Here is a 23687-nt window from a genome sequence, read left to right as displayed (position 1 = left end):
TTGGGGTATTTTTTTCCGTACGCAATACCGAACCAGAGAATTGAACCCGTAATGCCCGATAGGTGAACGAAGTGGCGAGGCTGCCAATTCTGTCAGGGTTGGGCGGTCGTATTGCATGGCGATGACAAGGCGCAGCGCGTACCGCTGCCACTCCTGCAGCCATTGCGCTGACGGCTTGGCCGCTTGCCGGAACGCCGATTGCTTAGGTCGAGGTCGAAAAATTGCCCCACGTGGCATTGACCCTCTTCCAGGACTCATTCTCAGCATGGCAACTGCAACTTCCGCTCACCAGCTTGCAATCGCAAATCTGTATGTCGCGTTGTTCAATCGTGCACCGGACGCCTCCGGTTTCGCATACTGGGGCCAGGCCATGACAAATGGCGCGCCGGTATCTTCGATTGCGGAATCGCTGCTGAACAGCCCCGAGTCGCTGGCCATCTACGCCCGCTCGCAAAGTGCCACCGACTTCGTGACCACCTTCTATCAGACCGTCTTCAATCGCGCGCCCGACGCCAATGGGCTGACGTTCTGGACGGGCGAACTGAATGCGGCCGGTGGCGTGGAGTCGGACGCCGCCAAGGCACAACTGGTGATGAAGATCGTGGACGTGGTCAGCACGCCACTGCCGATCAAGCCTGCCGAGCTGAGCGACGCGCAGTACGCAGAAACAGTCAGGGACCGCGAGATATTCCGCGAAAAAGCCATGATTGGCGTGGACTTCGCCACCCAGCGAAACAGCGATGATCTGGCCTTGGCAAAGCAGGTCATTGCACACTTGAATACATTAAAGATCCCGACAGATATCGTGCCCGCAGTTGGCGCACCGGAAGTAGTGGTGCCCGAGCCTGTCGTTCCCGCACCCGACCCCTTCGACACCTTCACGCTCACCACGGGTGCCGATACCTTCACCGGCGGTGCGGGCAACGACATCTTCAACGGCCCGGTGTTCAGCCGCGTGAATTCGATCAATACCCACGACAAGCTAGATGGCGGCGACGGCATCGACACCTTGAATCTGGGCCTGTACTTTGTGTGGCGCGAGATCCCCACGCTGACCAATCTTGAGATCGTGAACGTGACGACGCTCAACAGCGGTGTGATGCTTGATCTGCGCAAGTCCACAGGCATTACCCACGTCAATGTCACCGGTTCCGATGCCGCGTCGGATGGCAGCATCTTCTACGTGGGTGACGCAACGCTGTCGGTTGCCAACCAGACGGCGGCCGTGGCTTTCTCCGGCAGCACGGCCGCCAACCTGTCGCTGACGCTGAACCATGTCGGCACCTCGATGGCGCAGACCACGGTTGACCTGGCCGGCACAGACCCGGTTGCCGGCATTGGTGCGGGCGCGCGCGCAAGCAGTCTGGACATCACCGCAAACAATGCCTACGTGGCCTTGGCGCACACCACAGCCAGCGCCAGCGTCGTGAGTGTGAATGTGGCCGCTACCGGCACCAACGCGCTGACCCTGTCTGCCGCCAGCGCCGCCACGGTCGAAGACCTGACGGTCACCGGCAGTGGCTCGGTCGACTTCTCCGGTCGCACGCTGTCTGCATTGAGGACCTTTACCGGTGGTGATGGCGGCGTCACGCTGAGCGTCGATGCGCTGTCGGCCGACGCCCGCATCAACCTGGGTGCGGGGGACAACGTCGTCACGCTGGCACGTGGCTCGGAAGCCGGTGCTGTGGTGGTGGGTGGCAGCGGCAACGACACCTTCCACATGGGTGCGGTGATGCACGCCACGGGGCGTGCCCCCGGCACGCTGGATACGCTGACCGGTGGCGCAGGCCGCGATACGTTCACCTTCGATACCGCTGACGCCAGCAGTACCAGCGCCCATCGCATCATTCACAGCAAGGTAACCGCAGTGATCACCGACTTCGAAACCGGCGTCGATCAGATCAAGGTGGCAGGGGCTGGTGCCGCGTCGGCAACGAACTTCGTGAAAGCCGCCACGGCTGATTCGAACCTCGTGGAACTGCTCATGGCAGCCGAGGCAGCGTTGAATGGCACGGTGCATTACTACGTCGGGCAGGTCGGGTCAGATGCCTTCCTGGTGACCGACATCAATGGCACGGGCTTCACCAATCTCATCCAGCTGAACAATGTTGGCCTGGCCGGGATCAACATGGAAGACATCACCTTGTTCGCCTGATCAACCAAGGCGTGGCGCGCAGTATTTCTGCCAATTGTTACCGTTCCGTCAGAGATAACCCGCAACCACGCCGCACCTGCGCAGCTAGAATCGACAGATCGCGTTCCGCAAAGCACCCATGTCCGTCATCCGAGTCGTCAGCTACAACATCCACAAAGGCAAGTCTGCCCTGGGATCGCGTGAGTCGCTCAACGACCTCAGGTTGGGCCTGCACGGCCTGCGCGCCGACTTGGCTTTTCTGCAAGAAGTGCAGGGCCGCAACGCGCGCAAAGGCACGCTGGATGCCCAGCATGAAATGCTGGGCGCTGCCCTGCACATGGAAACTGCCTACGGTTGCAACGCCGTGCACGAGCACACCGATCACGGCAATGCGCTGTTGTCGCGTTTCCCGATTCTGTCCTCGCACAACGAAGATATCTCTGACCACAAGATGGAGCAGCGCGGGCTGCTGCATACGGTGGTGAAGATCCGTGAACACGAGGTGCATTGCTTCGTGGCGCACCTGGGCCTGTTCAAAGGCAGCCGCATGCGTCAGATCGAGGCCATGGTGTCGCGCATTGGCAATGAAGTGCCCAGCGATGCGCCGGTGATCGTCGCGGGTGATTTCAACGATTGGAACAACATCCTGTCGCCGCTGCTGATGCACCGGCTGAATCTGCACGAAGTCTTTGCGTCGGCACCGCGATCGCACGGCGGGTTTTCCACGCTGCGCGATTCCGTAAAGGTAGTCAGCCGCGCGTTCCGCAACAAAGACCTGACCATGCTTAACCAGCTGCGCACGGGTGTGCAGCATGGTGCCCCACAGCTTGGCATGGGCAACAACCTGATCTCGCCGCGCCCGCCGCGCACCTTCCCGGCGCTGTTCCCGTGGCTGCGGCTTGACCGCATCTACCAGCGCGGTTTCTCGGTGCGCCAGGCACGTGTGCTGCAAGGCCGCCCCTGGACGCGTCTGTCCGACCATGCCCCCCTGATCGCCGAGCTGGAACTTCCGTGAGACGTGTGTCGGTACGGACCAAGTGGTTGCCCGGCAACGACGTGCGACTGCTGCGCGGCGGGGGCGAGTTTTTCCCGGCCCTGTGCGAAGCCATCGGGCGCGCCAAGCATTCGGTGCACATCGAGACCTATATCTACTCGCACGACGCGTCGGGCGAATGCGTGGTGCAGGCTTTGCAAGCGGCAGCCAGACGCGGCGTGCAGGTACGGGTTGCCCTCGACGGATTCGGCAGTGCGTCCACGGCTGATGAACTGGTACGGTTGCTGGGTGAGGCCGGTGGTCAGTGCAACGTCTATCGCCCCGAACGCGGAGGGCGTTACCGCTTTGCATTGTCGCGCCAGCGACTGCGCCGTCTGCACCGCAAGACGGCGGTGATCGATGAGACCCTGGCTTTCGTCGGCGGCATCAACATTCTGGACGACAACACCGACCCCAATCACGGTCATCTGGAACACCCGCGCTTTGACTTTGCGGTGCGCGTCACGGGCCCGGTGGTGGCTGAGGTGGTGCATGCGCAGCGGCGTCTGTGGGCCAAGCTGGAATGGGCGCGCACGCGCACACGGCCAGCCAGCTGGGCCAAAGCCTTCGGGCCGATGAAACGTTCGGCCACACCCAAGGCCACCGGAAACATGCGCGCGGCCCTGATCACGCGCGACAACCTGCGCAATCGGCAGAGCATCGAGCAAGCCTATCTCGATGCGATGGCCAAGGCCACGCACGACATCATCATTGCCAATGCCTACTTCTTCCCGGGACACACCTTCCGCAAGGCATTGCGTCAGGCGGCGGCGCGTGGAGTACGCGTACGGCTGCTGTTGCAAGGCATGGTCGAATATCGCCTGCAGCACATGGCCTCGCGTTCCCTGTACGAGTCCTTGCTGAAGTCGGGCATCGAGATCTACGAATACATGCCCAGTATCCTGCACGCGAAGGTGGCGGTGATCGACGGTCATGCCACCGTCGGGTCGTCCAACCTGGACCCGTTCAGCCTGCTGCTGGCGCGTGAGGCCAACGTGGTGGTGGCCGACAAGGCGTTTGCCACGCAGTTGCGCGACGAGCTTGAACTGGCGATCAAGACGGGTGGCAAGCAGATGCTGGCTGAAGAATTCGGCCGTCTGGGCTGGATCAGTCGCCTGGGTCATCGCATTGCCTATACCTTGCTGCGCATTGCGGTGGCGCTCAGCGGGAAGGGCAACAACTACTGAGCGCGGTGGGGTCGCATCAATACCTGTCATTTGGCTGAAAAATAAACGTCATCGTGGGGACACGCTGGCTTGCGACCATGGCGGCCCTCACCCCATCGGCTATTTTTCCTGATGACCATTCGCACGATTTTTGCCGCGACCTCCATCGCCTGCCTGCTGTCCGCTTGCGGTGGCGATGATTCGACGCCCGCACCCGTCACCCCCCCGGTGACGCCGCCTGCCGCGCAGCCGCTTGCCCTGACCATCCTGCACATCAACGATCACCATTCGAATCTCGATGGTGCATCGACCACGCTGGCGCTGGCCGGTGCCGATGGCACCCTCAAGACGGTAACCGTGCCCATGGGCGGTTTTGCGCGCGTGAAAGCGGCTATCGACGCACTGGCCAAGGATTCGCCCAACGTGCTCAAGCTGCACGCAGGCGATGCCCAGACCGGGACCTTGTACTTCAACCGCGCGGGTGCCACCGGCGAGCCGGATGCCGCCATGATGAACACGGTTTGCTTCGATGCATTCACGCTCGGCAATCACGAGTTCGACAAGGGCGACACGCATCTCAAGAGCTTCATCGACCTGCTGCATGCCGGCAGCTGCAAGACGCCTGCCCTGAGCGCCAACGTGACCTTCGGCGCGAACTCGGCGCTGGCCGCATCGCGTGCACCTGACTACGTGAAGCCGTCGGTAGTAGTAGAGCGGGGCGGCCAGAAGATCGGCATCGTCGGTCTGACCATCGCCGGAAAGACCAAGTCTTCGTCGAGCCCGGATGCCGATACGGTCTTCGAAGACGAATTGGCGGCCGGTCAGCGCGAGGTCAATCGCCTGCGCGCAAGCGGCGTGAACAAGATCATTCTGATGAGCCACATCGGCTACACCTACGACGTCGAACTGGCACCCAAGTTCGAAGGCGTGGATGTGATCGTGGGCGGCGATTCGCACACCTTGCTCGGCCCCACCAACATGGCGGCTTACCGTCTGAGCGCCACTGCGGGTGGCGCTTACCCGACCCGCCTGACCGGCAAGGATGGCAAGAACGTCTGCGTGGTGCAGGCCTGGGAATACAGCCGCGTGGTGGGTGAACTGAAGGTCAACTTCGACGCCAATGGCGATGTCACCAGCTGCTCGGGCACGCCGCACGTGCTGATCGGCGACGACCTGAAGATCGGCACCGCTGCCGTGTCTGCCGCTGACCGTACCGCGATGATGGCCGACATTGCTGCCAGCGGCTTCCTGCGTGTCACGGCTCCCGACGCATCGGCCACTGCCGTGCTGGCACCGTTCAAGGAAAAGGTCGACGTCTTCAACCGCACCGTGGTGGCTGTGGCTCCCGACGAGCTGTGCTCGCGCCGGGTCCCGGGTGGCAGCGCAACCTCGACGGCACGCTGGAATGACTATGGTCGTTCCAGCGCCGCGTGCAATGCGCTGGGCGACGTCACACGTCGTGGTGGCGACATCCAGCAGATTGCCGCCCAGGCCTTCCTGGAAATCGCCGACAAGTCCTATGGCGGTGCCGATCTGACGCTGCAAAGCGGTGGTGGTGTGCGTGTGCCGCTGCAAGGTGAAGTCACGGCGGGCAAGGCAATCGAAGTGCTGCCCTACGGCAACATGTTGTGGCGTGTGGAGATCACCGCACCCGAGATCAAGGCCATGCTGGAAGACGGCATGGAAGCCACCTACGGTCCCACTGCCACGACGGGTCCCTACCCGTATGCAGGCGGCGTGCGCTTCGATGTCGATGCCAGCCAGCCCAAGGGCAATCGCATCAGCAATCTGGAAATCCACAACCGCACGACCGACACCTGGCGTCTGCTGAACCTGAGCGACACCACCACGATGTACAAGCTGTTCGTGCTGAGCTTCAACGCAACCGGCGGTGACGGCTATACCTCGTTGGCAGCACTGCCGCTGTCGCGTCGCCTGGACATCGGTGTGCTCGATGCCGACGTGTTCCTGGAGTACATCGCGGCCCAGTCGAAGAACGCGGCAGGTCTGCCGATTCTGCGCAAACTGGACCCGTCCAAGTTCAGCACGAAGTCTGTGAAGGACCCTGCGTGATGCCGTAAGCGAAGCAATACGCGATGCCGTCATGATCCGGCGTCGTCGATGATCGATCAGCAGGGGCGCTCAGGTGCCCCTGCTGCATTTTTGTCGCCTGCTTCTTATTCGTTTTTTTACTCGTTCTTCTTGCGTCGACTGAGCGCCACCACCATCACCAGCACAAACGACGCAGCCGTCAGCAAGGTGCTGATTGCCGCAATCGTCGGGTCGATCTCGTCGCGCAAAGACGTGAACATGCGCTTGGTCAGCGTCTGGTTCTGCCCACCCGAAATGAACAGCGACACGATGGTTTCATCCAGCGCCGAGATGAAGACAAACACCGCACCTGACACGATGCTTGGTCGGATCTGCGGCAGCGTCACCGCCATCACGCTGCGGAAGCGGTTCATGCCCAGGCTGCGCGCGGCCATTTCCTGGTTGATGTCGAAGCTGGCCAGCCCGGCCGTGACCGAGATCACCATGTATGGCAGGCCCAGCATCACGTTGGCCAGCACCAGGCCCGTCATGGTGGCGATCAGCCCCATTTGCGCATAGACGAAGAACACGCCAATGGCGACGATGATCACCGGGATCATCAGCGGCAACAGCAGCATGGCGCGAATCCAGCGCACCACACGCAGTGTGGAGTTGCTGATGGCATACGCCGCCGCAATACCGATCGGCGTGGCAATCACCGTGGCCAATACCGCAACCGTCAGGCTGGTTTTGGCGGCATCGAGCCAGGCAGGGTTGGTAAAGAAGGCCGTGTACCAGCGCAGCGAATAACCGGGTGGCGGGAAGCTCAGGAACCGCGCTTCCGAGAACGACATTGGCACGATGATGAAAATCGGCAGTGCCAGGAACAACAACACCAGCACCACGAAGGCAAGCAGGATGGGTTGGCGTTTCATCTTGGGGCCACGATGCGTTCAATGGGCAGAATGCGCCCGATCACTGCGAAGACGGCGAACACGCAGATCAGCAAGACCACACTGACCGCACTGGCCGCACCCCATTGGTTGTAAAGCTCGACATTGCGGCTGACCAGCATCGACACCATCATGGTCTTGCCGCCGCCCAGCAGTTCAGGCGTGATGTAGAAGCCCAGGCACAGCACGAAGACCAGCGTGGTGCCGGCCAGCACGCCCGGCAAGGACAAGGGGAAGAACACCCGCCAGAACACGTGCGACGGTGAGCCGCCCAGGCTCGACCCTGCCATCAGCAGCTCGCGCGGAATCTTCTGCATGGTGGCGTACATGGGCAGGATCATGAAGGGCAGCAGGATGTGCGTGGTGCCGATCAAGGTGCCCAGTTCATTGTGAATCAAGGACAGCGGCTGATCGATCCAGCCCATGCCCAGCAGCGTCTTGTTGATGACCCCGCTTCGCTGCAACAGAATCAGCCAGGCGTAGGCGCGCACCAATACGCTGGTCCACAGTGGAATCAGTACCAGCGTCAGGATGAACAGCCGCCAGCGCGGCGGTGCGGCCGCTGCCGCAAACGCCACCGGGTAGCCCAGCAGCAAGGCCAACAAGGTGGTGATCAGGCTGATCCGAAAGGTCAGCCAGAACGTGCCCAGGTAAGCCGGGTCGCTGAAAATGCGCTGGTAGTGTCCCAGCGTGAATCCCTTGTCGTAGAACGACTGCCACAGCAGCCAGGCCATGGGCAGCACCAGCAGCAGGAACACAATGGCTGCTGACGGCACAGACAGCGCGAGCATGATGCGATGATCGCGGCGGGCATGCTGCCGGGCCAGTATGGCGGTCGGATCGGACAGGGATTGCATGCAGGTCTCCTGCGGTTATCTGTGCACCGGCGATGCATCACGATGATGTCGTGGCGACATCATCGTGAGCATCAACTTGGCGCTACTTCAGCAGCACTTACAACGGCACTTTCAACATCACTTTCACCATCACTTCTGCATGAAGCCCAACCAGCGCTTCTCTGCTGCTTCACCCGCAGGCGAGGTCCACCAGTCGTAGGCCATCAGTGCCTGCTTGGACGCATTGACCGGCGCGCTGGGCAGCGTGGCCACCATGGCTTCGGGGATCTTGCCGGTCTTGAAGGCTTCCGGGTTGCCCGGGCCGTAGTCGATCTTCGACGGGATACCGGCCTGCAGTTCAGGCGAGATCGCGGCGTTGATGAAACGGTGTGCGTTGTCCAGGTTCGGCGCGTTCTTCAGCACGCACAGGTGAGTGCTTTGCAGCACGCCCTGGTCGTAGGTGAAGCCCACCTTGGCACCTTCTTTCATGATCGCGCTGACCCGGCCGTTCCAGGCCATGATCATGTCGACTTCACCGTCGTTCAACAGCTGTGCCGACTGGCCACCAGACGTCCACCATACTGTGATGTTCGGCTTGATCTCTTCCAGCTTCTTGAAGGCCCGATCAACGTCCAGCGGGTAGAGCTTGTCGGGCGCGACACCATCGGCCATCAGCGCGGCTTCAAGCGTGGCCAGCGGATGGTTGCGCAGTGCACGACGGCCCGGGAATTTCTTCACGTCCCAGAAATCGGCCCAGCTTTTGGGTTGCGTTGCCGCGTAGGTCTTGGTGTTGAAGGCCAGCACGCTGGAATAGAACTCGTAGGCCACCGAGTACGGCGTCTTGTACGCATCGGGCATGGCCGCCGCGTTCGGGATCTTGCTGAAATCCAGTTTCTCGATCAGCCCCGCCTGACCGCCGCGCAGGCAGTTTGCGGTGGGCGTGTCCACCACGTCCCAGATCGGTTTGCCGGTCTCGCCCTGCGTCTTGATCATCGGCCAGGCGTCCGGCACGCTGTCCTGATTGATGCGAATGTCCAGCATCTTGGCGGCAGGGTTCAGGATCACGGCGGTCTGCGCCTCCTGCCATGCACCGCCTTGCGATACGAAGGTGATCTGACCTGCGGCCAGGGCCGAGGTGCTCAGCAGCGCGCCCGCGATCAGGGCAGGGGCGGCAAGTGTGCGGTGCAAGGTGAACATCGTCTGACTCCAAGGGACAAGCGAAGAGGGGGCTTCAGGACGTAGCCCTGGCCGTCAGCGGCCAATGGCATCAAGGAACTGGTACCAGCCCGCGACCATGCGCACCGCAGGTTCGCGTACCGGGTAGAACGGAAGCTTCTTCAGATGCGGGGCCCACAACAGGCCAAGTTCGGGCGTCTCGCCTTGCACGATGCGCGCCAGGTAACGCCCCATCAAGGTGGACATGGCGACACCCGCGCCGTTGTAGCCCACGGCATAACTCACATAGGGGTCGAGCCTGCCCACATGCGGCACGCTGTCAAGCGTCATGCCGACCAGGCCCGACCAGCGATGCGTGACCTGCACCGACGCCAGTTCGGGGAAGATCGCGACCATCTTGCGTCGCAGTGCGTCTGTCGCGGCGGCCGAATCGGCCTTGCCAAAAGCGCCACGCCCGCCGAACAGAATGCGGTCACCGGCACGCCGGAACCAGCGCATCATCCGACGCGTCTCGGTATAGCTGCGATTGGTGGCAAGCAGCTTGGCAAAGGCCGGTGTGGTCAGCGGTTCGGTGGCGATCAGTGCGCTGCGAAACGGCACCAGCGTGCGTTGCACCTGCACCGTGGCCGGTGTCAGGTCGGAATACGCGTTGGTGGCAATCACCACCTGCTTGGCGCTGACCGTGCCCGACGGCGTTTCCAGCAGCATGCGTTCACCGTCACGGCGCATGGCTCGCACCGGGCTTTGTTCGAACACCGGCACGCCTGCGCGGCTGACGGATTCCGCCAGGCCACGTACAAAATTCAAGGGGTGAATCAAGCCGCCATGCGGGTTGAGCAGGCCGCCGACAAAATCGCGCGACCCGGTTTCTTCCGCGACTTCAGCCGCACTTTGTATGCGCAACCCGGTGTCGCCCATGTTGGTGGCAAGCCATTGCTGCTCGGCGCGCAGCTTGTCCATCGACACCGCGTTGTGCGCGCACTTCAGGTTTCCCGACATCATGAAACCTGCGTCGGGAATATTGCAGGTGTCGACCAGTTCCCCGATCAGTTCGACCGACTCGTTGGCGATCTGCGCCATGCGTCGTGCCATGGCCAGATCGTAGGTGCCAGCGATGTCGGCCGACGAGATGCGGAACTTTGCAGACACCACACCGCCATTGCGCCCGCTTGCACCCCAACCGATGCGGCTGGCTTCCAGCACCACCGGGGCCAGGCCTGCCTGTGTCAAGTGATGCGCGGTAGACAACCCCGTATAGCCCCCGCCGATGATGGCGACGTCACACTGGGTTGTCCCGGCCTGTGCTGGAAAGCGCGGCGCACGGGCGGCCGTGTCCATCCACAGTGACGAGATTTCAGGGAGCGGCGCAGTCATGGCGGCGGTGGGCGAGTGGGGGTGACAGTGACGGGCGCGGTGCGCGGATCAGAACGCTGCGTCGGCGGCGTCGGCCAACTGCGCCAGCGTGGCGTAGTGGTAATCCGGCGTGGTCACTTCCTTGGGATCGGGCGTCGCACCGAAGCCCTTCTGGCCCTGACGGCGTTCGATCCAGCACACCTGATAGCCCTGCTCACGTGCCACACCGATGTCGTGATATTGGCTTTGCGCCACGTGCAGGATTTCATGCTGCTGGAAACCGAAGGCAGACTGACGTCCCTTGTTGAACGCGAAGAAGCGCGGGTCAGGCTTGGCCACGCCGGTTTCGTCGCAGGTCACGCTGTCGTGGAAGGGATTGCCCAGCGTGGCCGAATACGCGCTGAAGGCGGTGCGGTCGGCGTTCGTCATGGCCACCAGGCGGAAGCGGCGACGCAGGCGCTGCAAGGCTTCGACCGAATCGGCAAACGCGGGCCAGCGCAGCACGGACAGCTGGAAGGCATCGGCCGTGGCCGAGTCATCGGGCAGGCCCAGTTCCTTGGCCAGCGACAGGTAGACGTCCTTCATTGCAAAGCTGGATCGGCCGTAGTGCGCATCGCGTCCGCGAATGTAGGGGCCGAAGATGTCGTCGTCGCTGAGTGCGGCGGCCTTGGCACCACCAAGCTGGCGCACGGCGGCGAGCACGCCGCTTTCGAAGTCGATCAAGGTGCCGACAACGTCGAAGGTAAGAACCTTGTATTGATTGAGCGGGGCAGGCATGTGTGTGTCTCTGTGTCTGGGGTAGGAAGAGGACCGTGCGGGACAGTGCGCGTGCCCGGAATTCAGGCCGGCGCGCGGGGAACGACGATGGTGTCTTGGGGGTGCAGGGACAGCGGCATGGTGTCGCCGATGGCCGCAATGCGCTGACGGCCTGCATGGTGAGAAGGCTGGCGCAGATTCAGCACCACACCCGGTGCAACTTCAACGAAGACCCGCACGCTTTCACCCTGGAACAGCACTTCGGTCACCCGACCGCGCAAGTGGTTCGCATCGGCCTGGCCTTCGTCGATCAACAGCTTTTCGGCCTGTACGGCCAGGAACAATTCGTCGGTGTCGGGCAGCGGGTGCGCCGAGGCCAGCACGGTGTCGCCCAGCTGCACGGTGTTCGCACCGTGACGGGTCACTGGCACCAGCGTGGCTTCGCCGATGAAGCTGGCGACAAAGGTATCGCGCGGGTGGTTGTGCAGGCGCTCGGGGGTATCGATCTGAACCAGCTTGCCCCGGTTCAGGATGGCAACCCGGTCGCTCATCGTCAGCGCTTCACGCTGATCGTGCGTCACGTAGATCACGGTTGCGCCAAGCTTGCGATGCAGTTGGCGCAATTCCAGCTGCATGGTCTCGCGCAGTTGCTTGTCCAGGGCGGACAGCGGTTCGTCCATCAGAATCAGACGCGGTTCGAATACGATGGCCCGTGCCAGCGCCACGCGCTGGCGTTGTCCGCCAGACAGCTGCGAAATGCGGCGGTCTTCATAGCCGTCCAGCGCGACAGTGGCCAATGCGCTGCGCACCTTGGCCGCCCAGCTGGCTTTCGGTTCACGCCGTGCACGCAGGGGGAAGGCGACGTTTTCGCCTACCGTCATGTGCGGGAACAAGGCATAGTTCTGAAACACGATGCCGATTTCGCGGGTGTGCGGCGGGGCAAAGGTGATGTCCTGGTCGCCCAGAAACACTGAACCGCCGGTGGGCTGCACGAAGCCGCCGAGGATGCCCAGCAAGGTGGTCTTGCCCGAGCCGGAGGGGCCCAGGATGGACACGAACTCGCCGGGAGCCACATCGAGGCTCACGCGGTCGAGCGCGCAAAAAGTCTCGTACTGCTTGCTGGCGTTCCTGATGGACACGCCTTCAACACGCCTGCTGCTCATGTCCATTCCCTAGTGGCCTTGGCGGCCAATGTCTCTTCCGATTCGCGGGAAATGCGATCCTGGTTTTTTCAACACAGGTACAATTTGTTTTTTCAGTTTTAATCACAGTGAATTCTTTGTCAACGTAAAGTCGACATCTGGCCATCCTCTTTTTTCCGATCATGTCCAACACCAAATCGACAGCACGGGCGGCTCTGTCCGAGACGAAGTCCACTCCCAGTCTCAAAGCCGCCAAGCCCGACAAGCCTGCCAAGCCGCTACTGGTCGTTGAGCCCGAACCTGCCGCGGACGATGGCAATGACGGCATCGACCAGCGCATCGGCGAGAGCGCGCGGGCCTTGCGCAAGGCGGCTGGCTTGGGCTTGAAGGAACTGGCCGAACGCACTGGCTTGTCGACCGGCATGATCAGTCAGATCGAACGTGGTCTGTCGACACCGTCGCTGCGTTCGCTGCGGCTGTTGAGCGTGGCGCTCGACGTGCCGATCTCGCACTTCTTCGAAGAACCGAAGGAAGTGCGTCCGCCGTCCTTTGTGGTGCGTGCAAGCGAACGGCGGCTGCTGCGCCTGTCGCCCTCGGGCGTGGTCAAGCACCTGATCTCGCCCGACGGTCCGGCGGTGATCGAGATGTACGAACTCGAACTCGCCCCGGGTGGCAGTTCAGGCGATCATTTCCACCGCCACTACGGCGAGAAAGCCGGCTACGTGCTGGAAGGCCAGCTGCAGCTGATGCTGGGCGACGAAGTGCATGTGCTGGAACAAGGCGACGCGTTCCGCTTCCCCTCTGTTTTGCCGCACATGTTCAGCAACCCGTCCACGGTTCTGGCCCGCATCATCTGGATCAACGCGTCCGCCCAGGGGTGATTGCCCGGCTGGCATGACGCATGCGGTCGAGCAGGTAACGGGTGACTACCCGACTTCGCTTTTGGCCCGCTTCGGGCTACGCTGTCCTGAATTAGTACGACCGTTCTTTTTTGGTCGTACCGGATGGATCGCCGAAGGATGTCGCATGTCGCCCGCCTTGAATGGTCCAGGGTCATTTCCTGGGCCTGTGCCTGAGTCTTTTCCCGAGCCTGTTTCCAAGTCGGCGTCCGACTTGCCGCAAGGCGCGTCTGCGCGTGCCTCCTCCGCGCTTGTCCACGGGGTTGCTTCCGGGGTTCCTGCTGACACGCCCCGCACCAAGGGCGAACTCACGCGCGCGGCCATTCTTGACGCGGCACTGGCGTGGTCTGCCACCGAAGGCATCGAAGGGCTGACGATCGGCCTGCTGGCCGAACGCATGCACATGAGCAAGAGCGGTGTCTTTGCGCACTTCGGTTCACGCGAAGATTTGCAGATTGCCGTGGTGCAGGCCTACCACCAGCGATTTGTGGCCGATGTCTTTCTGCCCGCCATGCAACAGCCGCGCGGGCTGCCGCGCCTGGAGGCGTTGTTCGCCAACTGGGTGCATCGCGTCACGCTGGAAATCTCGCAAGGCTGCATCTACATCGGCGGTGCCGTCGAATACGACGACCGGCCCGGCCCCGTGCGTGCCGCACTGATCGAACTCGTTGGCATCTGGCGCGGTGCCTTGCTGCGCGCCAGCCAGCAAGCGGTTGAATGCGGCCACCTGGCTGCCGATACCGATCCGACCCAACTGGTGTTTGAAGTCTGCGGACTGGTGCTGTCTTTGCACCACGACGCCCGTTTCCTGAAACTCGACGGCTGTACCGGGCGCGCCCACGCGGGCTTTGCGCGCCTGGTCGACAGTTACCGCAGCTCCCGAGGGTAGCCGCATGGGCCGTGTCACGAACCGCTGTTCTGATATGCCCACGTTCATGGTCATCCCGTCCCCTCATCGCTTTTTCCAGGAGGAAAACCGTGCCCCATTACCAAGCACCCCTGCGCGACCAGATGTTTGTGATGCACGAAGTGCTCAATGTCGGTGCCGTGTACGCAGACATTCCCAAGTACGCCGGACTGGATGCCGACACCCTCAACCAAGTGGTCGACGCGGCAGGCAAATTCTGCGGTGAGGTGCTGTTTCCGCTGAACCGCAGCGGCGATGAACAAGGGTGCCATTTCGATGCGGCAACCAACACGGTTCGCACGCCAAAGGGGTTCCGCACGGCCTGGGAAGAATATTGCGCAGGGGGGTGGCCTGCGCTGGGGGCCGACCCGGAATTCGGGGGGCAGGGCTTGCCCTTGCTGGTGCAGAACGCGCTGTACGAAATGCTGTATTCGACCAATCAGGCCTGGGCCATGTATCCGGGGCTGACGACCGGTGCGTATGAATGCCTGCACGCGCACGGCACACCGGCGCAGAAGAACGACTATCTGCCCAAGCTGGTGTCGGGCGAGTGGATGGGCACCATGTGCCTGACCGAAGCTCATTGCGGCACCGACCTGGGCTTGATCCGCACGCGTGCCGAACCGCAGGAAGACGGCTCGTATCGTCTGACCGGCAACAAGATTTTCATCTCGTCCGGTGAGCACGACATGACCACCAACATCGTGCATCTGGTGTTGGCCAAACTGCCTGGCGCGCCGGCCGGCACCAAGGGCATTTCGCTGTTCCTGGTACCCAAGTTCCTGCTGGATTCGGAAGCACAAACCGGCGAGCGCAACCGCGTGCTGTGCACGGGCATCGAACACAAGATGGGCATCCATGCGAACAGCACCTGCCAGATCTCGCTGGACGGCGCGACGGGCTACCTGGTGTCGGAACCGAACAAGGGCCTGAACGCCATGTTCGTGATGATGAACGGTGCCCGCCTGGGGGTGGGCATGCAGGGCTTGGGGCTGAACGAGGTGGCGTATCAGAACGCTGCCATATACGCCCGCGAACGTCTGCAAGGTCGGTCGCTGAAAGGTGTCGTGGCAGCCGACAAACCTGCCGATCCGATCATCGTGCACCCTGATGTGCGCCGCATGCTGCTGACGGCCCGGGCCTATGCCGAGGGCGGTCGCATGATGGGGTATTGGGTGGCGCTGGAACTGGACAAGTCCTTGACGCATCCAGACCCGGTGGTGCGCAAGGAATCGGGCGAGATGGTGGCGCTGATGACCCCCATCGTCAAAGCCTTCATGACCGACAACGGCTTCCAGAGCGCCTCGCTGGCCATGCAGGTGTATGGCGGGCACGGCTACATCCGCGAGTCGGGTGTCGAGCAGTACGTGCGCGATGCGCGCATCAACATGATCTACGAAGGCACCAATGCCATTCAGGCGCTGGACTTGCTGGGCCGCAAGGTGCTGCGCGACAACGGCGCGGTGCTGCGTCGCTTCGGTGAACAGGTGGCCGCTTTTGTGGATGAACACGACACCGATCCGGCCATGAAGGAATTCATCTCGCCGCTGGTCGATCTGGGCGACAAGGTGACCAAGCTGTCGATGGAAATCGGCATGAAGGCGTTTGGCAATCCTGACGAAGTGGGCGCGGCGGCGGTAGATTACCTGCGGGTGCTGGGCCACCTGGTGTATGCGTACTTCTGGGCACGGGCCGCGCGCGTGGCGCTGGATCATGCTGCCGACAATGATCCGTTCTACCAAGCCAAGCTGGCCACGGCGCGTTTCTACTTTGCTCGCCTGCTGCCGGAAACCGCGTTCCACATCACTGCGGCACGCAGCGGTGTCGATGTGTTGACATCGATGGATGCAGCGCTGTTCTGAACTGCTTGCTGAGCTGATTCCCGATCCGAATTCACAGGCGGTTCCGGCCGCGTTTCGATTACTGCAAGGAAGCTAGATGTCGACATTCATCGTAAGAAAGGTCGCGGTGCTGGGTGCGGGCGTGATGGGCGCGCAGATTGCCGCGCACTGCGTCAACGCACGGGTGCCGGTGGTCTTGTTCGACCTGCCGGCCAAGGACGGCCCGCGCAGCGGCGTGGCGATCAAGGCCATCGAGAATCTGAAGAAAATCAATCCCGCGCCGCTCGCGGCCCCAGACCTGGCCGACTTCATCACGCCTGCGAACTATGACGACGACCTGGCCTTGCTGGGTGAGTGCGATCTGGTGATCGAAGCGATTGCCGAGCGCATGGACTGGAAGCACGGCCTGTACGCAAAAGTGGCCCCGGCGATTGCGCCGCACGCGATCTTTGCATCGAACACGTCAGGCCTGTCGATCACGGAACTGTCCGAAGGCTTCGACCAGGACTTGCGCGGCCGCTTCTGCGGCGTGCACTTCTTCAACCCGCCGCGCTACATGCACCTGGTGGAATTGATCCCCACGGTAGCCACGCGTGCCGACATTCTCGATCCGCTGGAAAGCTTCCTGACCAGCGTGCTGGGCAAGGGCGTGGTGCGCGCACGTGACACGCCGAATTTCATCGGCAACCGGGTAGGGGTGTTCAGCATTCTGGCCACCATTGCCGAGGCCGAGAAGTTCGGTTTGAGCGTAGATGTGGTGGACGACCTGACCGGGGCCAAACTTGGCCGCGCCAAGTCGGGCACCTTCCGTACTGCCGATGTGGTGGGGCTGGACACGCTGGCGCATGTGATCGGCACCATGCGCGACAAGCTGCCGGACGACCCGTTCAAAGCCTGGTTCGACACGCCTGCCACATTGGCCAAGCTGGTTACCGATGGCAAGCTGGGCCAGAAGACCGGCGCGGGCTACTACCGCAAGCAGGGACGCGACATTCTGCGTCTGGACCCGGCCAGCGGTGAATACGTGGCGTCAGGGGGAAAGGCCGACGATGACGTCGCCGCCATCCTGAAGAAAAAAGACCCGGCCAAGCGCCTGCGACTGCTGCGTGAATCCACCAACCCGCAGGCCGCATTCCTGTGGGCAATTCTGCGTGACACCTTCCACTACATTGCGGTGCACCTGGCCGACATTGCCGACACCGCACGCGATGTGGATTTCGCCATGCGCTGGGGCTTCGGGCAAACGATCGGCCCGTTCGAACTGTGGCAGGCCGCGGGCTGGCGCGAGGTGGCGGGCTGGATTCAGGATGACATCGCGGCAGGCGTGGCCTTGTCGAACGAACCCTTGCCCGCGTGGGTATTGCAAGGCCCGGTTGCGGACCGCGAAGGTGTGCATGCATCGATGGGGTCGTGGAACCCCACCAGCGGCAAATTCGAGGCGCGTTCCAGCTTGCCGGTGTATGGACGACAGGTGTTCCGCGCGCCGCTGATCGGTGAAGAAGCCGCATCCCCCACGACCGCCGGCAAGACCGTGTTCGAAGACGACTCGCTGCGGCTGTGGACGCTGGACAAGAAGAACATGCACGATGTGCTGATCGCCACCATCAAGACCAAGATGCATGCAATCGGCCCGGCTGTCACCACCGGCCTGCTGCACGCCGTTGACCTGGCCGAACGCGACTATCGGGGTCTGGTGATCTGGAGTCCCGACGAACCGTTCTCGGCTGGTGCCGACTTGCAGGCCATGTTGCCGCTCTTCATGTCGGGCGGCGCGGCCGCCATCGAACCCGAAGAAAAGCGCCTGCAGGAACTGATGCTGCGACTGCGCTACGCGATGGTGCCGACCATCGCGGCGATCTCGGGCATGGCGTTGGGGGGTGGGTGCGAACTGGCGCTGTACACCACCCGCCGCGTGGCCCATCTGGAAAGCTACATGGGGCTGGTGGAAGTGGGTGTGGGTCTGGTGCCCGGCGCGGGTGGCCTGACCTACGGTGCCCGTCGCGCGGCTGAGGAACAAGCTTCCGCACCCGATGCGCCGTTGCTGCATTTCCTCAAAAAATACGTGCTGCAAGCGGCCACTGCCCAGGTGTCGCGCTCTGCTATCGAAGCCCGACGCATGGGCTACCTGCTGGATGTCGACGCGGTGGTGATGAACGCGCACGAGTTGCTGTTTGCCGCTGTACGCGAGGCACGCGCGCTGCGCGACGCCGCATGGCGGCCGCCGCTGCGCGGGCGCTTCCCGGTGGTGGGCCGCGACGGCTTGGCCACCATCGAGGCACAGCTGGTGAACATGCGTGATGGCGGCTTCATCTCGCCGCACGACTTCCATCTGGCTCGCACCATCGCCTCGGTCATGTCGGGTGGTGACGTCGATGCCGGCACGCTGGTTGACGAGGCATGGATGCTGGCGCTGGAACGCCGTGCCTTCACGGGCCTGCTCACGCACCCCAAGACCCAGGAGCGAATCATGGGCATGGTGCAAAACGGCAAGCCGGTGCGCAATTGAACGATTCTGGAGATTTCCGATGACCCGAGTTCTGCAAGATGCCTACATCGTGGCCGCTTCGCGCACGCCGATCGGCCGTGCGCCGCGCGGTGCGTTCCGCCACGTTCGCCCCGACGACCTGCTGGTGCGCGCCATTCACGCTGCGCTGGCCCAAGTGCCGGGGCTGGACCCTGCGCGCATTGAAGACGCCATCATCGGTTGCGCCATTCCCGAAGGCCCGCAAGGCTTGAACGTGGCGCGCATCGGCGTGCTGCTGGCTGGCCTGCCCAAGACGGTGGGCGGTGCCACCATCAACCGCTTCTGCGCCTCGGGCCTGGCGGCCATCACCATGGCTGCCGACCGCATTCGTGTGGGCGAAGCCGACGTGATCATCGCTGGCGGCACCGAGTCGATGAGCCAGGTGCCGATGATGGGCAATGCGCCGTCGATCAATCCGTCTGTGTTCCAGGGCGACGAGAACATCGGCATTGCCTACGGCATGGGCCTGACGGCCGAACGTGTGGCCACGCAGTGGAAGGTATCGCGCGAAGACCAGGACGCGTTCGCGCTGCAATCGCATCAACGTGCGATCGCCGCACAGCAAGCGGGTGAGTTCTCGGACGAGATCGTGCCGGTGCAAGTGGTGGAGCGTAGCGCCGACCTGCAAAGCGGCGAGATCCGCACCCGCGAGCGAAACATCTCGCTGGACGAAGGGCCGCGCATCGATACCAGCCTGGACGCGCTGGCGAAACTGCGTCCGGTATTCGCCGCCGGTGGCAGCGTTACTGCCGGCAATAGTTCGCAAACTTCCGACGGGGCAGGGGCGCTCATTCTAGTGTCCGAGCGGATACTAAAGGAATACAATCTGACCCCGCTGGCGCGCTTTGTGTCGTCGGCTGTGCGAGGCGTGCCGCCCGAGATCATGGGCATCGGACCGAAGGAAGCCATTCCGGTGGCGCTGAAGTTGGCAGGCATCACGCAGCAGGATGTCGACTGGATCGAACTGAACGAAGCGTTTGCCGCCCAGAGTCTGGCGGTGATCCGCGACCTTGGTCTGGACCCAGCGCGCGTCAACCCGCTCGGCGGTGCCATTGCGCTCGGCCATCCGTTGGGCGCGACAGGCGCGATTCGCGCCGCCACCATCGTGCACGGACTGCGACGACGCAATCTGCGCTACGGCATGCTGACCATGTGTGTGGGAACCGGAATGGGCGCCGCAGGTATCTTCGAACGTGTCTGACTCTGCATCGAACGGGCCGTCTTCGGCCGGCCCAGCTTCCGATAGTTCCGCTTCCGACGGGCCGCAGTCGAACGGCCCACCTTCGTCGGCCACCCCTCCCGCCAGTCATCGAGAATTGCTGCTGGCCATGGCGGGGGTGGCCGTCACCATCATCCTGGTGGCCTTCGATTCCACCATCGTCGGCACCACCTTGCCCCGGGTTGCACAAGAACTCGGCGGCATGAGCCTGTATGCCTGGGTCGGCTCGGGATACCTGCTGGCCTCGGCCATCACCATTCCGATCTTCGGGCGTCTGGGTGACTTGTACGGGCGCAAGCCGTTCATTCTTGCCTCGGTTGCGATCCTGGCAATCGGCTCGGTGCTCTGTGGCCTGTCGCAGACCATGCAGCATCTGATCGCTGCCCGCACCTTGCAAGGCCTGGGCGGCGGCATGATGATCGCCACCGCCTTCGCGGCCCCGGCAGACCTGTTCCCCGACCCCTTGAGACGCGTGCGCTGGCAGGCTTTGCTGTCTACCGCGTTTGCGATGGCAAGCGGCGTTGGTCCGGTGCTTGGCGGGTCGGTCACGGAAGCCTTCGGCTGGCGTGCGGCCTTTGCCGTCACGCCGATCACCGCCGTGTTCGGCCTGTTCCTGCTGTTCCGTTATTTCCCCAACATTCGTCCTCCGCGCAATGCGGGCACTCGGGTGGACTGGGTTGGCGGCATCTTGCTGATTCTGGCGGTGGGCGCACCGATGCTGACCATCGAAGTCGGCTTTGCACAGCCCTCGCATCCGGTCGCTGCACTAGGCCTGGCCGCGTTGGCGGTGGTGTCATTGATCTGCCTGGTGTTGCATGCCCGTCGTCACCCGCAGCCCATGTTCCCGATGCGGGTGCTGGCACCGATCGAGTCGCGCTTGTTGAACGGCATTGCGGTGATGGTCGGTGCGGTGATGTTCATCCTGATCTACTACGCACCGCTGTTGTTGCAGACCGAACTGGGTGTGTCGCCCAGCCGCGCAGGGGCGTTGATGATCCCGCTGGTGGCTGGCATTCCGGTCGGCAGCCTGATCAACGGCCAGATGTATCCGCGCATGACCCAGCCGCAACGTCTGTTGACGCTGGGTGCCGCCATGCTGGGTCTTGGCTGTCTGGCGATCATCACCTTCGACAAGCAGACCTCCAGCGCGGTGATTGCCGGGGTGTTCCTGCTGTGCGGTGCCGGCCTGGGCTTCCTGTTGCCCAATCTGACGCTCTTCATGCAGATGATCTGTGAACGGCGCGACGTGGGCATGGCCTCGGCACTGGTGCAGATGACCCGTGCCTTCGGCAGTGCGCTGGGCGTGGCGCTGGCAGGCGTGGTGATTGCACGCAGCTCGGTGCTGATCGGCATGCAGACGGCGATGATCTGCAATGCGGTGCTGTGCGCGTTGATGGTCTTGCTGGCCACGCGGGTTCGGATGCGCAACACCTGATTGTTCAGCAGCGTGTTCCGGCACGCTGCCTGGACATGAACCGGGATGCGGTCACTGGCAATCTCCGTGACCGCATCCAACGCTGCCCGGCGCTACGCCGGACCATTCAGGACCTCATCCTGGACCTCAATTGCCCCTGCGATTGTGGCGGTCGTGGCTTCTCTTGCATAATCCCGGCAGTTCCTGCCCCCGACTTAGCGGGTGGCGCAGCAAGCTGTCTTGCTCCGATCGGTGCGAGGCGTGCTGCTTAATCCATCACCGACCGCCTGCGCGCGGACCGCATATGACAGATTTCGATGTGATTGGCTTGGGCGAAGCCCTGATCGAGTTCAACCAGACTGAACCCGGCAAGCCCCAGTATCTGCAAGGCTTCGGGGGCGATACCTCGAATGCCGTGATCGCCGCCGCCCGCCAGGGCGCGCGCACGGCCTACCTGACCCGCATCGGGCAGGTCGATACCTTTGGCGAGCAGTTGCTCGACCTGTGGCGCACCGAAGGCGTGGATACGCGTGGCGTGGTCGTGGACCCGCCGGCCAACAACGGCATCTACTTCGTGCAGCATGGCGAAAACGGCCACGTGTTCAGCTACGCCCGTCGTGACTCGGCTGCCGCGCGCATGCAGCCGCTGGACCTTGAGCACGGCCTGATCGAACGTTCGCGTTTCCTGCACGTGTCGGGCATCAGCCTGGCGATCAGCACGTCCGCCTGCGACACCGTGTTCGCCGCCATGGCGCGCGCCCGCGCTGCCAATGTGCAGGTGTGCTTCGACGCCAACCTGCGCCTGAAACTGTGGCCGATGGAACGCGCGCGCGCCACCGTGCGTGCCGCCATCGCCTTGGCCGACATCTTCCTGCCCGGCCTGGACGACATCGAAGCCATGACCGGCCTGACCGATCCCGACGCCATCTTCGACTGGTCGCGCCAGTCGGGCGCGCGCGGCATCGTCGTGCTGAAGATGGGCAAGGAAGGCGCACTGGTCGATGACGGCCACAACCGTACCCTGGTCAAGCCGCACACCGTGCGTGCCGTGGATGCCACCGGCGCAGGCGACTGCTTCGCCGGCAGCCTGCTGGCTCGTCTGGCTGCAGGCGACAGCATTCTGGATGCGGTCGACTACGCCAACGCGGCCGCTGCCTTGTCGACGCAGGGCTACGGTGCCGTGCAACCGCTGCCGCGCCCCGAGCAGGTTCGCGCGATGCTGGCTGCGCGCGCTGGCTGATGGCTTCTCGCGCGCTCGTCTGAGCTTGTCGCTGTTTGCCGGGATGACGTGTGGCCCGGCATGTCTATCGCGCTGTTTAGCGCAAAGTGAATCCCGATGACCACTCCCTTGTTGCGCTTCGGCCTGGCGGCCAACCGCCTGCACCACGACAACCCCAACGCCACGCTGTTCCAGTGGCTGCGTGCCTGCGGCTCGTCGGTTCGGCAATTGGGTGTCGAACTGCACACCGTCGGTCGCACGCATGACGCGATCATGCGCGAGAACATGCTGGAAGGGTATGCCGGCCTGGTGCGTTACCCCTATGGCCGCGAAGGCGGGCTGATGAAGCTGGTGGCGCGTGTCGCGGGTGGCACGGAAACCAGCGCACCGCTCGATGGCGCGATCTACCTGATCGATCCGGTCGACCCCTCGTCAACCTTCCCGGAAGCCCTGGCCTTGAAGCGCCAGTGCATTACCCATCACAAACCCTTTGTGTCCACGCTGGCCGGTGCCATTGACTGGATCGAAGTCGAACGCATGCACGCCGGCCTGGCCCCCGAACCGGTGGCCGATGGCATGTTCCGCCTGGAAAGCCAGACGGCGGCGATGATTGCGCACGATTCCTTGAAGCCGGAAATGCTGGCCTTTGCCGACAAGTATTTCGACCTGCTGTCGCGCTTTGCGCGTCGTGTGGGTACGGGTACCACCGGCAGCAAACTGAATGAACTGGCTTGGTCGCGTGGCTGGCCGGCCGACCGCCGCTGGGTCGATCCTTACTTGAGCGGCCCCATGGGCGGCGATGCGCAGATTGCCGAATTGGTGCTGGATAGGTCTTGCCAGCGCGTGATCTTCTTCGAAGACCCGCATGTGGCGCGTCAGCACGAGGCGGACATCCAGCTGCTGGAACGTGCAGTGCGTGTCGTGACCGAATACGCCACCTGCGCCACGTCGCCGAGCATGGCGCGTCGCTGGGCCGATGCTGCGCTGCTGCGCACGGGAAAGACGGTCTGAGAGGTAGCGGTGGGCGGCGGGCGGAACTTGGCCGCTAAGCCCCGCCGCTGACTGCGGCTGACTGTGGCTGACA

Annotated in this window: 18 protein-coding genes; 12 read left to right on the top strand and 6 right to left on the bottom strand. The window is 63.1% G+C overall.

Annotation, left to right across the window (positions count from 1 at the left end; all coding sequences use genetic code 11):
* Window positions 1-265 precede the first annotated feature (265 nt).
* The 4 genes from FXN63_RS23545 to FXN63_RS23530 all read left to right on the top strand — a co-directional run bounded on the left by FXN63_RS23545 (window position 266) and on the right by FXN63_RS23530 (window position 6406).
* Complete coding sequence (locus FXN63_RS23545) at window positions 266-2155, top strand: DUF4214 domain-containing protein (protein WP_187395005.1); 1890 nt, start codon at window positions 266-268, stop codon at window positions 2153-2155.
* Between the two features lie 118 nt (window positions 2156-2273).
* Window positions 2274-3149: an endonuclease/exonuclease/phosphatase family protein gene (locus tag FXN63_RS23540; protein ID WP_148817949.1), complete on the top strand. Its 876-nt coding sequence runs from the start codon at window positions 2274-2276 to the stop codon at window positions 3147-3149.
* A complete protein-coding gene (gene clsB, locus FXN63_RS23535; RefSeq protein ID WP_148817948.1) occupies window positions 3146-4354 on the top strand; it encodes a cardiolipin synthase ClsB in 1209 nt (402 codons plus the stop codon). Before FXN63_RS23540 ends, clsB begins: the two co-directional genes overlap by 4 nt.
* A gap of 111 nt (window positions 4355-4465) precedes the next feature.
* Complete coding sequence (locus FXN63_RS23530) at window positions 4466-6406, top strand: bifunctional metallophosphatase/5'-nucleotidase (protein ID WP_148817947.1); 1941 nt, start codon at window positions 4466-4468, stop codon at window positions 6404-6406.
* Window positions 6407-6522: 116 nt separating this feature from the next.
* Here FXN63_RS23530 and FXN63_RS23525 read toward each other — a convergent pair whose 3' ends face one another.
* From FXN63_RS23525 to FXN63_RS23500, 6 genes are all read right to left on the bottom strand, one after another.
* On the bottom strand, window positions 6523-7299 hold the full coding sequence (locus FXN63_RS23525) for an ABC transporter permease (RefSeq protein WP_148817946.1): 777 nt from the start codon (window positions 7297-7299) through the stop codon (window positions 6523-6525).
* On the bottom strand, window positions 7296-8174 hold the full coding sequence (locus tag FXN63_RS23520; protein ID WP_148817945.1) for an ABC transporter permease: 879 nt from the start codon (window positions 8172-8174) through the stop codon (window positions 7296-7298). The genes FXN63_RS23525 and FXN63_RS23520 overlap by 4 nt, the downstream gene beginning before the upstream one ends.
* Window positions 8175-8303: 129 nt before the next feature.
* On the bottom strand, window positions 8304-9350 hold the full coding sequence (locus FXN63_RS23515; protein ID WP_148817944.1) for an ABC transporter substrate-binding protein: 1047 nt from the start codon (window positions 9348-9350) through the stop codon (window positions 8304-8306).
* Between the two features lie 54 nt (window positions 9351-9404).
* A complete protein-coding gene (locus FXN63_RS23510) occupies window positions 9405-10703 on the bottom strand; it encodes an NAD(P)/FAD-dependent oxidoreductase (protein WP_148817943.1) in 1299 nt (432 codons plus the stop codon).
* Window positions 10704-10751: 48 nt separating this feature from the next.
* The gene (locus tag FXN63_RS23505) at window positions 10752-11459 is read right to left on the bottom strand and encodes an HAD-IA family hydrolase (protein WP_148817942.1); all 708 of its coding nucleotides are present in this window, start codon (window positions 11457-11459) and stop codon (window positions 10752-10754) included.
* A gap of 62 nt (window positions 11460-11521) precedes the next feature.
* Window positions 11522-12601, bottom strand: coding sequence for an ABC transporter ATP-binding protein (locus tag FXN63_RS23500; protein ID WP_148817941.1), 1080 nt, complete (start codon window positions 12599-12601; stop codon window positions 11522-11524).
* A gap of 161 nt (window positions 12602-12762) precedes the next feature.
* On the opposite strand from FXN63_RS23500, the gene FXN63_RS23495 reads away from it, so the two are divergent.
* From FXN63_RS23495 to FXN63_RS23460, 8 genes are all read left to right on the top strand, one after another.
* Window positions 12763-13461: a helix-turn-helix domain-containing protein gene (locus FXN63_RS23495; RefSeq protein WP_148817940.1), complete on the top strand. Its 699-nt coding sequence runs from the start codon at window positions 12763-12765 to the stop codon at window positions 13459-13461.
* A 340-nt stretch (window positions 13462-13801) separates the two neighbouring features.
* On the top strand, window positions 13802-14368 hold the full coding sequence (locus FXN63_RS23490; RefSeq protein WP_246165275.1) for a TetR/AcrR family transcriptional regulator: 567 nt from the start codon (window positions 13802-13804) through the stop codon (window positions 14366-14368).
* A gap of 89 nt (window positions 14369-14457) precedes the next feature.
* Window positions 14458-16248 carry an acyl-CoA dehydrogenase C-terminal domain-containing protein gene (locus FXN63_RS23485; protein WP_148817938.1) on the top strand — a complete coding sequence of 597 codons (1791 nt, stop codon included), beginning with the start codon at window positions 14458-14460 and terminating at the stop codon, window positions 16246-16248.
* Window positions 16249-16324: 76 nt separating this feature from the next.
* The gene (locus FXN63_RS23480) at window positions 16325-18733 is read left to right on the top strand and encodes a 3-hydroxyacyl-CoA dehydrogenase/enoyl-CoA hydratase family protein (RefSeq protein WP_148817937.1); all 2409 of its coding nucleotides are present in this window, start codon (window positions 16325-16327) and stop codon (window positions 18731-18733) included.
* 19 nt (window positions 18734-18752) lie between these two features.
* Window positions 18753-19952, top strand: a complete 1200-nt coding sequence (locus FXN63_RS23475) for an acetyl-CoA C-acyltransferase (RefSeq protein WP_148817936.1) — start codon at window positions 18753-18755, stop codon at window positions 19950-19952.
* A 121-nt stretch (window positions 19953-20073) separates the two neighbouring features.
* Window positions 20074-21405: an MFS transporter gene (locus tag FXN63_RS23470; protein ID WP_425468749.1), complete on the top strand. Its 1332-nt coding sequence runs from the start codon at window positions 20074-20076 to the stop codon at window positions 21403-21405.
* 283 nt (window positions 21406-21688) lie between these two features.
* Window positions 21689-22624 carry a sugar kinase gene (locus FXN63_RS23465; RefSeq protein ID WP_148817935.1) on the top strand — a complete coding sequence of 312 codons (936 nt, stop codon included), beginning with the start codon at window positions 21689-21691 and terminating at the stop codon, window positions 22622-22624.
* 96 nt (window positions 22625-22720) lie between these two features.
* Window positions 22721-23614, top strand: coding sequence for a methylglyoxal synthase (locus FXN63_RS23460; RefSeq protein WP_148817934.1), 894 nt, complete (start codon window positions 22721-22723; stop codon window positions 23612-23614).
* The last annotated feature ends 73 nt before the right edge of the window (window positions 23615-23687 follow it).

Source organism: Pigmentiphaga aceris, from assembly GCF_008119665.1.
Lineage (GTDB): Bacteria > Pseudomonadota > Gammaproteobacteria > Burkholderiales > Burkholderiaceae_B > Pigmentiphaga > Pigmentiphaga aceris.
Note: the sequence above shows the minus strand (reverse complement) of the source record. Positions and strands in the feature narration are given on the sequence as shown.